A 12,168-nucleotide genomic window follows, 5' to 3' on the forward strand; every position below is an offset into this window, starting at 1 on the left:
GAAGCAATGAGTTTTCGTGAGTTGAAGATCGCTGGCGCCTACGAGTACACCCCGCGTCAGTTCGGTGACGATCGTGGTGTGTTCTTCGAGTGGTTCAAATCCTCGGCGTTCACCGATGCGGTCGGTCGGCCCTTGACGTTGGAGCAGGCGAATTGTTCGGTCTCCGCGGCCGGGGTTCTGCGTGGGATCCATTTCACCGACACCCCGCCTGGGCAGGCGAAGTACGTCACCGCGGTGACCGGTGCCTTCCTGGATGTGATCGTGGACCTGCGGGTGGGTTCGCCGACGTTCGGGCAGTGGGACAGTGTGCTCATCGACGATGTCGATCGGCGTGCGGTGTATCTGCCGGAAGGGTTGGGGCATGCGATCTTGTCGCTCGAGGACGGATCGACGGTGATGTACCTGTGCTCGATCGAGTACACCCCGTCCCTGGACCGCGACATCGATCCGTTGGATCCGGATCTGGGTATCGACTGGCCGACCCTCGCACGCGACGGATCCCCGCTCGAGTATCAACTCTCCGACAAGGACCGAGCGGCACCCTCACTTGCGGACGCCATCGCCGCCGGCTATCTGCCGAAGTACCAGGGCTGACCCCCTCGTAGTGACCGAATGTCTCATTCGGTCACCCGCGCCGCTGAACGCACAGGTTCCAGCGAACGCGCAGGTTGGAAGCGTGCTGCCGGAGGCAAGGGCATATCAGATTTGGCTTCGGCGCACATGCATGTACGTTGTCAGTTGAACAGACACGACTAGTACTTTGATAAGTGTCCTCGCCGCACTGCGACGTTCGTGGAAACCGCAGGGACGGTCAATACCGCGCGTCCATTGCGATGCACGCCCCGTCTGCTAGCAGATAGGCACCTCAACGACCGATTCGGCGTCCCCAGTCTGCGGCTGGATCGGTGCCTGCGGTTCTCCCGCCGCGACTGGCTCCTCGAACTCGTACTCGATGACGTTCGTCTGACCTGGCTCGGTGACGACCGGAACGTAGTAGATGGGGTGCCCGCGTTCGAAGCCGCCGCCGAGAAGGAACAGCGACGAGCCGTTGAGAGTCGCCTTCTTCAACACTGCGCCCTGTGTCGCGTACAAGGTGACGATCGACCGATTGGTTCCAGGCGGTCCGTCATAGCGAGTCGAGTCGTTCTGGCGGCCTGCAACATAGACCGGATAGTCTTGTGCCGGAGCTCTGTTGGTGATCGATGCAGTGACCTTGGTGGGCCGCGTCGTGCCCTCGCAGGAGCCGCCGGAGTAGGTGACTGACCGGTCCAGGTAGTAGTCGAGCTTGCCACCTGCACCGTTGTTGACGACGACCGCTGCGTAGGGGGCCGCTGTATCGGGCACTTCGTGGCCGACTTTGGTCGGTCCGAGGATTCGTTGAATCTCAGGGTCAGCACTCCATATTGCAAGGTGCCCTTCGCTAGCTGCTTTACCGATCGCGTCGAGTAGCGCGGACGGTGATTTGATGTCGCCTTGCATCTTGGCAACCACTGCCGCCGCAATGTTCTGTAGATACTGTTTGCGTGCAATCTGGTCGTCTTGGAACCGGAAGTAGGCGTCCGACTGCGTGATTCGAACGACGTTGTCGGCATCGATAACTTCGCCATCGGCGAGTTTGACCGCGCCGACGACCTCGAGGATGTAACTCAACGCGACAGGATCCGTAGCGATCGCACCGTCGATGACCTGTCCGGTTTCTTGTTGCCACATCGATTGCCAGATCTGCCCCGCGTAGGGAAAGTGGGGGCTTACATTGCTGTTCTGCCAGTTCTGCGTTGCCTGGAATCGTTGTTCGTAGGCCTTGTAGAAGTCGGGGCCGAGATCGATGGGGTCGTAGTTCCTGGAAAGTTCTTTGTTGCTTGCCAGATCGTCGACTTGGACCCGCCCATCGACGGCTGACAGAATGGCGAATCCGCCGATGAGGCCGCCGGTTCCACGTGATTCCGCGTTTGTCTGGAACGCCATGAAGTAGTTACGCGGGCCGTCTGCACCGATCATCGACGGCATGACCTCAGCGGCGATCCTTGTGTTTGCCAATAGGCTGGCCAGGTCGGTCACCTGCTGTTGTAGTTGCACACGAGCGTCGTCGATCTGGCTGATGGATGAGGACTCAGGAATGGCGTCGGCCTGAGCTTTCAGTTCATCGGCGGAGTCAGCGATCGCTACGAGAGTTGGCGTTGCGTCACGCAGCACCTGAACATCGATTCGACCGTCGGGGGACTGAAGCTGGCTGGGATCGAGGACGGGCCCCAACTGCACAGCGGGTTCCAGCACGTTCTTCGCCAGCCCGTCGACCACGTCGATGATCTGCGTTACCGAGTCGAGTGGATTGCCAAGGAACGGAACAGCCGCCGCAAGACGCCAAATGGGTGAATCGGCGGCTTGCTTCGCGCTTGCCGATGCCTCGACTGCTTCTGCCGCCTGCTTCATGGCATTGTCCGGGTTTCCTGAAGTCACGGACTCACGTGCCGCCGATGCGGAGTTCTTGGCAATGTTCAGATCCGAGTAGGCGGTTTTTGCGGTGTAGCCGAGCCACCCCAGGAGCGCCACCACAACAACGACGCCGATGCCGCACCCAATCAAAATGCGCCGACGCACAGGATGGCGCCGTTGGCGTGCGGAACTGCGGCGCCGGCGTCGTTCGCGGTTGCGCCGACTCGATGTGTCGGTCCAGCCGCCGTAAGCGTCGTAACTGGACGGTCTGCCTTTGCCCATGAGTCGAACGGTCCCTTCGTCGAGCGTCAGACTATAAGAGTGAGCGGACGTTGACATCTCGGACATGCCACCTGGAACACCGATGACGTCGGGGCCGGCTATATCGACGAAAGGCGCTGTCACATCGCCCAATATCCAGCCAAAAACGGGTTGTCAGCTTCCAGTTCGGGCCCGATGACCTGCTATGAGTTCCGAGTGCTGGTCCAAGTCCCCCTGCTAGTCTGACCCGCGTGCCGGGGAGGGCGCTGGGGGAGGAAAAGAACGTATGGGGGAAGACTCCGTAGATCACGGGCATAGCTGTCAGCTGGACACACACGGATACGCACTCTGATGGGTGTGCTGGTTTCCCAGCTGCGGTCGTGGACGCCGCAGGCGCTGGTCGCAGTCGCGGCTGACGTCGGGTCGATCAACGACGATTTCGACGACCGCCTGTCCCAGATGGAACGCAGCACCGACGAAGCCTTGTCGGATTGGGAAGGCGACGCGGCCGCTGCTGCATTGGCCCGTTCTCTGTCCGACCGGATCGTCGGGACCCACATCGTCACTGCCGTCGCCGCTGTCTCCGAGACATTCGGACAGGCCGCTAGCAAACTTGTAGCTGTGCGAGATCCAGCACTGAGAATCGTCGATTCCGCAATCGCAGAGGGCTTCACCGTCGAGGATTCCGGCACGGTCATCGCCCCGTCCAGTTCTACTGGGGATGCCATGATCGACATGCTCATGCAGTCGAGCTTCGATGAAAAGGCCAGAATCTTCCAAGCCAGCCTCATCCCTCTTCTCGAGTCTGCAGCAGAAGTCGATCGCGCGTGCGCTGTAAGCCTTGCCGACGCCATGTCCGACCTCGCCGATATCACCACTGCCTCACCTGCTGCATCCTTGTACTCGCCCGAGGTCCGAGCAATCCTCGACGGGAGTGCATTCCTGCCCGAGGATCCGGTGGCGCTCGCCGAGTTCTGGGACCAGCTGTCACCGGCCGAGAAAGACGGGCTTGCGGCCTGGGACCCCACCATCGGCAATCGTGACGGACTGCCCGCGATCGACAAGTCCCGCTACAACGAAGAACTGCTGCAGACGTTGTCCGCCAACGCCGATGCGAATGTCGACGACATCGAGGCCCGCCATCCTGACTGGTTGAAGGGCGAGAACCTCCCTCCAACCCAAGGAATTATCAGCGATGAGGACAGCGACAGGCAGCGCGAATTGGACCGGTGGCTCGAAGAGAGGGCCGCAGCCGAGAAAACCGCCTTCGGATACCGCGAGGTTCGGACACAGCTCGACAAGGACGGGGTGCCGCGCTACCTGATGAATATCGATGCTGAGGGCCGCGGTGCCATCGCCCTCAACAATCCCGACAGCGCAGGCCACGTCGCTACCTACATCCCCGGGACGAGCTCGGGGTTGCCGTCACTGGGAGGTGACATGGATCGTGCAGGCAACCTTCTCGACGCCGCAAACAGTGAAAACGGTGGGCGCAATTCTGTCGTCACATGGGTTGGCTACAACGCCCCACCCGAAATTCACAATGCAGGATCTTCCGAGTACGCCGCGGCGGGCGCACCACGCCTGGACAGTTTCCAAGACGGCCTGCGGGCAGCGCACGACGGCGCACCGTCGGTCAATACCGTGATCGGACACAGTTACGGCAGTACCGTCATCGGGCACGCGATGAGCGAAGGCAATTCGCTCGACGCCGACCGCGTCATCTTCGTCGGAAGTCCGGGCGTCGGAAACGGTATCGACGGGGTGGAAGACCTCAGACTCGATAGCGTCGACCCGTCGTCGAATCATGAACGCATTTTCGCAACGGCGGCGGCGACGGACCCGGTAACGTGGATCGGCGGCGCGGCTGACACTGTGGCCGAAGCAGGTTCGGTGATCGGGCTTCCCGGTGACATCAGCCTCATACACGGGCCCGACCCGACCAGCTCGTCCTTCGGCGCGACAGTCTTCGAGACCGACCCAGGTCCGAGCATCGATATCGGCGGCATGGACTTCGGGGTCTCGCCGTCCACTCACAGCGACTACTTCCTCATCAACAACCCGGGACTGGAAGAAATGGGCAGAATCATTGCGGGCACGAGGTAATAGACGATGACACTCTCGTATCGCCGGGTCTTGGCAGCCCTGTCGACAGCTGCGGTCCTGTCGACTGCAGCACTTGCATGCTCGACCAGCGGAGGCAAAAGCATGAACGAATCCTTGACGTCCGAGTTGTCGATGAATCGGACGATCGAATACCTCGAGCAGTCCGTATCGGCGCTCCCGGCCGGTGCCAGATTGGACCGCGTGCACCCGGAACTTCAGGCGGACATGACATTTGGCGGGTTCAAACCCTGCTACGACAGCAATGCCGTGGTGGATGGGCCGGAGTATTTCGGTGCGGGCTACTGGGTCGTCGATGGCGGTGACGGGCAGGCAGGGTTGAAGACCTTGGTGGCACGATGGCAGGAGTGGGGCTGGACAGTAGACGACGCAACGGTCGACGGTGGAAACTCAGCGCGTGGAACGTCATCCGACGACTACCTTCTGAGCGCGAAGATCAGCAGCAACGGATTTCTGAGCCTCACTGGGTCGTCACCGTGCTTCCCGTTCGAGAACGGCACCGACCTGGACGCGCAGGCTCCGGGGGTGATCGAGCAGCCCTGAACGGGCATTCGTAGCGGTCGTTCGCCGAGTGATCGAAGTGCAGATCGCGTAGCGATCGATATTGATATCGACGTCGTGGTTTGTACTTTCCCATTCCAGACCGGTACTGAAGCGCTTCTCAGTCGACGGTCAGCCATTCTCTGCGGTTCGTGGACTGTTTTGGCCCGATTTCCGGTCCATCGTCTTCCTACTCTGGACTGATCCAAGCCATTGTATTTCATTCACCGGGCGCGTTCCTGCGGGGTACTTTCTGTCGATACTGCGACAGGGGTGGGAGCGATGAATGATCCGAATAGCGACAAATCGGTCAATCCGGCTCGTGAGTTCGTCGTCGTCGAGCTGCGAACCCATGGAGTCAGCGGAACCCCACCCGAGTCGATGCTCGAAACCGACTCTGTAGTTGCGATAGACACAGGTACGCACAAGCGGTTCTTTCGAGAAAGAAATGGCACTGATCCCTCTCGGCGTTCGGTGGAGATCGACGGGACCACACATGAGAGGGTCCGTGAGGCATACCACTGGGGTGGGATGACTTCCGGTGGCTTCATGCAGGCGCTGTGGGCGCTGCTCCTGCCCTTTTCGCTGGTGAATTTGGCGCAGTGGATGTTGCCGGCTCCAACCGGGCCGTCCGCTGCTCGGGCGGTCACGACGGCGAGAGCTCTGATACGCGTGATCGGGCTACTGCTGACTGCGCTGATCACCGCTCAGTTGACGGTGATTCTCGCCGACCTGTTCTTCGCGCAGTGTCTGTCCTTCACAGTGCCCGTCTCCGAGGCCGCGCAATGCTGGAGTTCTGAATCGATGGCAGGACATCTACCTTCGTGGCTCGAGCGATGGACTGTGGCTAGGACGCTCATCGCCGATATCCCGGACGCGCTACGTGTCCGCTCGTTCTGGAGTGGCGTCATCGTTGCGCTGGTAGTGACCGCAGTCGTTGTTCTGTGTGGCACCATGACTGGTTCTAGATACGCTAGCAAGCTCGGGCTGAGTCAGGGCCAGGCGGACGACGAAGCAGTCGCAACCCGAGCATTGGTTCCTACCAACTCGGCACCACTCGGAGACAAAGAGTTTCGCGCTACCTCGACTGGTTCGCCGACAGCCCCCGCGTTGAGAACGCTGCACACCGTGGCGGCATTCTGCGCCTCTGGTCTAATCTTGCTCGGGATGTGGTTGCCGTCCGGACTCAATGTGGAGTCTGCATTGTTCGTCTTGACGGCTGTGCTTGGCGTCCTTGCGCTTGGTTGCAGCTTTTGGCTGGACGACCCGACATTCTCTGGTGGCCGGTATGTGCGAGGCCACACGTTCGCGCGCCAGAGGTTGAGTGGAACTGGTGGTTGGATCGCCAGTGTCTTTGCATTCCTGGTCTTCTGGGCGGTCTGTGTTCTTGTAGTCCCTGGACGATTCGATAGCTCTGCGTTCGGAACCTCGATGACAGGCTCGAACGATGGAGTGTCGGCACTGATGGTTGTACTCTGCGGGCTGTGCATTGTGCTCTTCGTGATCGTTTCCGTTCCGGCGTTCTTGCAGAGTCGGTTTCAGTGTGCGACAGTGTTGTGTACCGACCAAAACTATCGGAAACGAGTTCCTCCCAAGTTCAGAGCGATGCTATTCGGCATTCACGCACCGATCCTCGCGGCTCTGGCGTGCATCTTGGGTTCAGGGTTTGGCGCGGGGTTGGCACAGATCGTTTCGCATTTCCTTGTCCAGAACGACGTCAAGGCGCGCCTTCCGGGGATCTACCAAGCAGTTGCGTTCCTGTGGGGCGTTATTGCGTCAGGGCTGGTTGCTCTTGCGCTCGTGATACTGATACTTCTTGCTTACCGAAGTCTGTTGAAGCCATTCCCCGATGCGGCAGCTGTTCAGTTCGCTGCCGGCGCCACGACGCCGGGCCTCTGGCGCCGAGTGAAGCTTGCAGGTCGCTGGTATCTATCGCGAATCAACCAGTATCTTCACCGTATCGTTGCGTACATAGTGGGCTGTGCCGTTCTCGGAGGGTTGATTTCGATCCATACCGCTGACGATCTACCGGGGTGGTTGCTCTCGCTCCGAGATGCGACTACGGGGTGCATTGCCGACTGGGTGGTCAGCGTTGCTCTTCGTTGGGACTACCTCGCAAACCAGCCATGGTCCGCGCGCCAGGGGGCACTGGAAGGCGCGGGGTTCGCGATACTCGGACTCATTGCAGCGACGCTGCTTCGGTCGATCATGAACGCGAGAAAGAATCCGGAGAAGAGCGGCCGGAACCTTGGAGTCATCTGGGACATCGCATCGTTCTGGCCTCGTGAAGCGCATCCGGTCACGCCGCTGTCGTATGCACCCACTGCGCTCGACGACTTGGTGGGCCGCATCTACTATCACCTCGGCCTCGATCCAACGACAAGGGAGCCCAATACAAAAGTGGCCCAGAATAATCGCGTTGTGCTGTGCGGCCACAGTCAAGGCTCGCTATTGATGTATGCGGCTGTACTGCAGGTGCGGCGAGAGTTGACTGTCGACCAGCAGCCGCCTAACCTCGATCTTGCATGAGGCCGATGTGTCGGCCTGAGCGGTTCGAGATTGCGGTTTTCGAGCTCGATTGCGGCTTCGGGCATGGTGACTGTGCCGATATCGTTCGGCTGGGCGCTCGGTTCCACTGTCCGAGAGGGGTCTTTCGGGTCGATCGGTCGGTGGGTTCGGTCAGGCGGGTGCGGTCAGTGCCGCCAACCGGTTCAGTGCGGTGACGATCAGGTCGGACCAGGTCGCACTTTTCGACAGTCGCAGGTGGATGCGGCGGGCATGGTGGGCGATGCGTCCGGCGACGGAAAAAATCCGCAACCGTAGCCGTTTCGGCTCCCACCTGCGAGCGTCGTGATCGGTGAAACCGAGCATCTGAGTCCACGCGGTCAGGTCGAGTGCGAGAGCGACGATGGCAAGCCAGATCCGATTCTGATCGAACCCGTGCAACGGAAGATTGCTCAGCCCAGTATCTTTCGCGATACGGATCCGGTCCTCGCAGCGTGCACGGCGACGGTGCCGCAGTTCGAGAACCTGAACTTGACCACGGACTGTGTTCGTGGCGAACGCAGTGAGCCGCAGTCCGTCGGTATCGGTGAAACGCAATTGAGCACCCGGATGCGGGCGCTCCTTCCTGATCACCACACGCATCCCCGGCGGCCATGCCCCGAGGTCGAGGACACCGGTCGCGTCAATCACCCAGGCACCGTCGCGGACCTTCTCATCGGCGTCGACCGCGACCGACCACGCAGTGTCGGGGACCTCGCCCAGTGCGGCGACCATGGCGTCGGTGAGCCCGAACCCGATCGAATACGACACCCGCTGCCGATGCAACCACGACATGAAGACATGGCTGGCTCCCGCTCCATCGGTGCGGACCAGTACCTTCTTGCCGGGGCGGCCGCCGGTGGTGAACGGCAGTTGTGCGAGCGCCGCGCGGGTGACGGCGATGTGGTCGGCGGCGGTGTTCGAGCCGGCGTTGCCGGCGCGCAGCAGTGCTGCGAGGGGCTCGCCCGTCCCTGCCTGCCCGTGATCGACGAAGGCGAGGAGTGGGTGAAAGCCATACCCGCGCTTGTATGTTGGTGCGGCGAGCTGTTTGTCGGAGTGGGCGGTGACGAGGGTGGCGTCGAGGTCGATCACGATCGGGTTGTCTGCGGTGATGCCGTGATCGGGTGCGTCCTTGCCGGCATGTTTCCATGCTGCGGCGCGAGCGGCTGCTCGGGCAGTGTCGATGGCGGTCAGGACTGCAGGGGCATCTGCGGCCAAGGTTGCGATCAGTCTGGAGACGGTTGGGTCGGAGGGTACTTTCCCGAACACGGCGGTGTGTTCGCGCAGGGTCGCGATGTCGGCGAGGCAGTCACCACCGAGCGCCAACGACACGGCGAGGTCGGTGATGATTTTGCCGGGGTCGAACTGCGCCAACGGTTTCCGCCACAACGAAAGCTGCCCGGACAACGCTGCGGTGAGCCCGGTAGCGTCCGCGGTTCGGAGCAGTGTCACCGCTCCGGCGTGCGACACGATGCCGCCTCCGGTGGCATCGACAGACAGGGCGGGGTAGGGCGACGTAGACTTACTCACCGGGATGGTGCCTCTCGAACTGGTCGGGTTTCAACTGTGGTAAGTCGAATTCTCCCAGTTCAAGGCACCATTCCACCATCTTGACACGCCGCCACTAACTACCGGCATGAAAGCCCCAGGCTAACAAGGACGCGTTGAGCCGGCTAGCTCTGATCACCTACGGCTCGCAACTGCAATGGGCGTTCGTTCGAGGATTCCCGTCGATGCTCAGCTTCGAATCGCATGGCCGCGTGATGGGCACGTTGGAAGGGCGGTGGCGCAATCTGATTCGGTTCACCGATTTCGTGGGAGGACCAGTACTGTCCTGGGATCGCACGGTCGGCGCTGGCCAGACCCTGAGCGCCGAGGTTCTGGTTCCATGGAACGGGACAGCAATCTATCAGGAGGAGGCCGGCGAGACGGTCGCCCAAGGGCTCGTGAAGCTCGGCCGAGAGTATTGGTTGGCTGATCCTGAGCCTGGTACAGAAAAGATGCGGGGGCACTCGGACTACTTCGCCAGCAGCCACTGGGATGATGTCCTAGCCGCGTTGTTCTCGAAGGCAGTACCGCCAGCGGGCACGAACAATCCTGCTGCCTCTTCGGTAAGCGGTCCGGAAGCGGCGGCGGGCGGAGCCGAATAGACGGTCGGATATCGATAGGTGCTCCGAGTGCGAATAGAAGAGTTGTGTTCTGCAGATTCGGGGCCCGATAAATCGCTGATGTTCGGTGACGCTTCGGCGGAACTCGGCCGCGGAATGCTAGGCGGATAGCTCTCGCGGCTCAACCGGTCAGCCCAATCTCGCCGACCGGCTGGAAAGTCCGCGTCGCAGGCCGTAGACCAGCGCACCGATCACGATGACCGCAGCTCCGGTCGTCACCGACACCATCGGCAACGCGAACGCGAGGGCGACACACCCTGCCAAACCCACCACCGGCACGATCCGCCTGGGACGGCCCTCAGCCGAGGTCAAAGTCCACGCTGCGGCATTGGCGATGGCGTAGTAGATCAGGACCCCGAACGACGAGAAGCCGATCGCATCACGTACGTCAGCAGTCGATGCGATCACCACGACGACAGCGGCGACGGCCAGTTCGGCCCGATGAGGGACCTTGAACCGCGGGTGCACGGCGGCCAATGCGTGCGGCAAGTGGTGATCGCGCGCCATAGCCAACACGGTCCGCGACACCCCCAGCACCAGGGCCAGCAGCGAACCCAGCGCGGCGATTGCAGCGCCCACCTGCACGACCGGTACCAGCCACGGCACACCCGCAGCGCGAACCGCATCGGCCAACGGGGCGGTCGACGCACCCAACTGGTCGGCTCCCAAGACAGCCAGCACCGCAACCGCCACCAGGGTGTACACGAACAAGGCAATCCCCAACGCCAGCGGGATCGCACGCGGAATCGTGCGAGCGGGGTCGCGGACCTCCTCGCCCAAGGTGGCGATGCGGGCGTAGCCGGCGAACGCGAAGAACAACAACCCGGCCGCTTGCAACACTCCACCGATGGTGACGTCGGCACCGATGTCCAAGCGGCCGACATCAGCCTGTGGTGAGGACACGCTCGCCACTACGACGAATGCCAGAACCGCCAGAACGATTGCGATGATGACGCGGGTCAACAGCGCCGACTTCTGCACGCCCCGATAGTTCACCGCAGTCAACGCGACGACGGCTGCGACCGCGACCGCGTTGGCATGCGCAGGCCAGGCGTACGCGCCGACGGTCAACGCCATTGCCGCACACGACGCGGTCTTGCCGACGACGAACGCCCACCCGGCCAGATAACCCCAGAAGTCACCCAGCCGCTCGCGGCCGTACACATATGTCCCGCCCGAGACCGGGTACCGAGCCGCCAGCTTCGCCGAGGATGTCGCGTTGCAGTACGCCACGACCGCGGCCACCGCCAACCCCACCAGCAGCCCTGTACCCGACCCTGCCGCCGCGGCAGCGGGTGTCAGTGCGACGAAGATGCCTGCGCCGATCATCGACCCCAGCCCGATCACCACCGCGTCGAACACACCGAGCCGACGTTGCAGTTCCGGCTGATCAGCTCGTGACTGTGTGCTCATCTGTGTCCCTCCCGACCGAATCACCGGCAACGCTAGCGGCTACCTGTGTGAGAGCGACGACTGTATATGGAAAGGGTGACAGCTCGTGGCTACGAAATTGATATGGGGCCGATGTTCCGTGTGACGTGCCAGCCGTCGTTCGATTCTTCGACCACGTAGGTGGTGCCGAAGCCACAATCGACGCCGCACCAGAAGCCGGCGCCCACTAGGACCGTGCCCTCAGGGGGTTCTTCGATAGCCGAGAGGCCGATGACAACTCCGTCGTCCTGCATGCCGGTCACGCCCTGTCCGCTGGGGTCGGCCCGGGTATCGATTCGATCGGTGAATTCGACGGGAGGCAACCCATCGGACAGTTCTACGATCTCGGACTTCAGTGCTTCCTCCAACGGCGCACCGTCCGCGTCGATGAAGAAGTCCGAGCCACCGGACGAGAGGGCATCGAGGATGTACACAGCCTTGAACGGAGACGGATAGCCGGCTCCTCCGAAGGTGTGGTCCGTCAACACGAGGCGATGAATGACAGCGGAGTAGATCTGAGCCTCAGGACTGAACACCGGTGGCGCTTCCGAGGGGGTGGGCAGGCTTTGATCATCGGATCCACCAGAGTCCGTGGAGCACCCGACCATGGTGAACGCGAAGAGGAGAAGCAGTGCGACCGCGCGATTGCCCATTGCAGGACCGTACC

9 protein-coding genes are annotated in these 12,168 nt (G+C 61.8%); 5 read left to right on the forward strand and 4 right to left on the reverse strand.

Features of this window, described 5'->3' with window-relative positions; all coding sequences use genetic code 11:
• The first annotated feature begins 6 nt into the window (after positions 1–6).
• The gene (locus tag WDS16_RS25565; protein WP_338888772.1) at positions 7–594 is read left to right on the forward strand and encodes a dTDP-4-dehydrorhamnose 3,5-epimerase; all 588 of its coding nucleotides are present in this window, start codon (positions 7–9) and stop codon (positions 592–594) included.
• Between the two features lie 255 nt (positions 595–849).
• On the opposite strand, the gene WDS16_RS25570 is transcribed toward WDS16_RS25565, so the two are convergent.
• Positions 850–2,838, reverse strand: coding sequence for a DUF4012 domain-containing protein (locus WDS16_RS25570; protein WP_338888774.1), 1,989 nt, complete (start codon positions 2,836–2,838; stop codon positions 850–852).
• Between the two features lie 207 nt (positions 2,839–3,045).
• Between WDS16_RS25570 and WDS16_RS25575 the strand changes: the two genes are divergently transcribed.
• The 3 genes from WDS16_RS25575 (at position 3,046) to WDS16_RS25585 (ending at position 7,887) form a co-directional block, all read left to right on the forward strand.
• Positions 3,046–4,800, forward strand: a complete 1,755-nt coding sequence (locus tag WDS16_RS25575; RefSeq protein WP_422395720.1) for an alpha/beta hydrolase — start codon at positions 3,046–3,048, stop codon at positions 4,798–4,800.
• Between the two features lie 6 nt (positions 4,801–4,806).
• Complete coding sequence (locus WDS16_RS25580) at positions 4,807–5,361, forward strand: hypothetical protein (protein ID WP_338888777.1); 555 nt, start codon at positions 4,807–4,809, stop codon at positions 5,359–5,361.
• Between the two features lie 279 nt (positions 5,362–5,640).
• The gene (locus WDS16_RS25585) at positions 5,641–7,887 is read left to right on the forward strand and encodes a hypothetical protein (RefSeq protein WP_338888778.1); all 2,247 of its coding nucleotides are present in this window, start codon (positions 5,641–5,643) and stop codon (positions 7,885–7,887) included.
• A gap of 150 nt (positions 7,888–8,037) precedes the next feature.
• Here the strand turns inward: WDS16_RS25585 and WDS16_RS25590 are convergent, their stop codons facing one another.
• Positions 8,038–9,432, reverse strand: a complete 1,395-nt coding sequence (locus WDS16_RS25590; RefSeq protein WP_338888780.1) for an IS1380 family transposase — start codon at positions 9,430–9,432, stop codon at positions 8,038–8,040.
• A gap of 134 nt (positions 9,433–9,566) precedes the next feature.
• Here WDS16_RS25590 and WDS16_RS25595 point away from each other — a divergent pair, with 134 nt between their 5' ends.
• Positions 9,567–10,052 carry a hypothetical protein gene (locus tag WDS16_RS25595; protein ID WP_338888782.1) on the forward strand — a complete coding sequence of 162 codons (486 nt, stop codon included), beginning with the start codon at positions 9,567–9,569 and terminating at the stop codon, positions 10,050–10,052.
• Positions 10,053–10,199: 147 nt separating this feature from the next.
• On the opposite strand, the gene WDS16_RS25600 is transcribed toward WDS16_RS25595, so the two are convergent.
• Together WDS16_RS25600 and WDS16_RS25605 are read right to left on the reverse strand one after the other, a co-directional pair.
• Positions 10,200–11,483, reverse strand: a complete 1,284-nt coding sequence (locus tag WDS16_RS25600) for an APC family permease (RefSeq protein ID WP_338888783.1) — start codon at positions 11,481–11,483, stop codon at positions 10,200–10,202.
• 89 nt (positions 11,484–11,572) lie between these two features.
• On the reverse strand, positions 11,573–12,154 hold the full coding sequence (locus WDS16_RS25605) for a hypothetical protein (protein ID WP_338888785.1): 582 nt from the start codon (positions 12,152–12,154) through the stop codon (positions 11,573–11,575).
• Between the last annotated feature and the right edge of the window lie 14 nt (positions 12,155–12,168).

Origin of the sequence: Rhodococcus sovatensis (assembly GCF_037327425.1) — a bacterium.
Taxonomy (GTDB): Bacteria; Actinomycetota; Actinomycetes; order Mycobacteriales; family Mycobacteriaceae; genus Rhodococcoides; species Rhodococcoides sovatense.

Excerpts from the sequence above, each read along its gene's own strand:
- WDS16_RS25565 (WP_338888772.1), top strand. The coding sequence starts at position 7 with ATGAGTTTTCGTGAGTTGAAGATCGCTGGCGCCTACGAGTACACCCCG.
- WDS16_RS25575 (WP_422395720.1), top strand. The coding sequence starts at position 3,046 with ATGGGTGTGCTGGTTTCCCAGCTGCGGTCGTGGACGCCGCAGGCGCTG.
- WDS16_RS25580 (WP_338888777.1), top strand. The coding sequence starts at position 4,807 with ATGACACTCTCGTATCGCCGGGTCTTGGCAGCCCTGTCGACAGCTGCG.
- WDS16_RS25585 (WP_338888778.1), top strand. The coding sequence starts at position 5,641 with ATGAATGATCCGAATAGCGACAAATCGGTCAATCCGGCTCGTGAGTTC.
- WDS16_RS25600 (WP_338888783.1), bottom strand. The coding sequence starts at position 11,483 with ATGAGCACACAGTCACGAGCTGATCAGCCGGAACTGCAACGTCGGCTC.
- WDS16_RS25605 (WP_338888785.1), bottom strand. The coding sequence starts at position 12,154 with ATGGGCAATCGCGCGGTCGCACTGCTTCTCCTCTTCGCGTTCACCATG.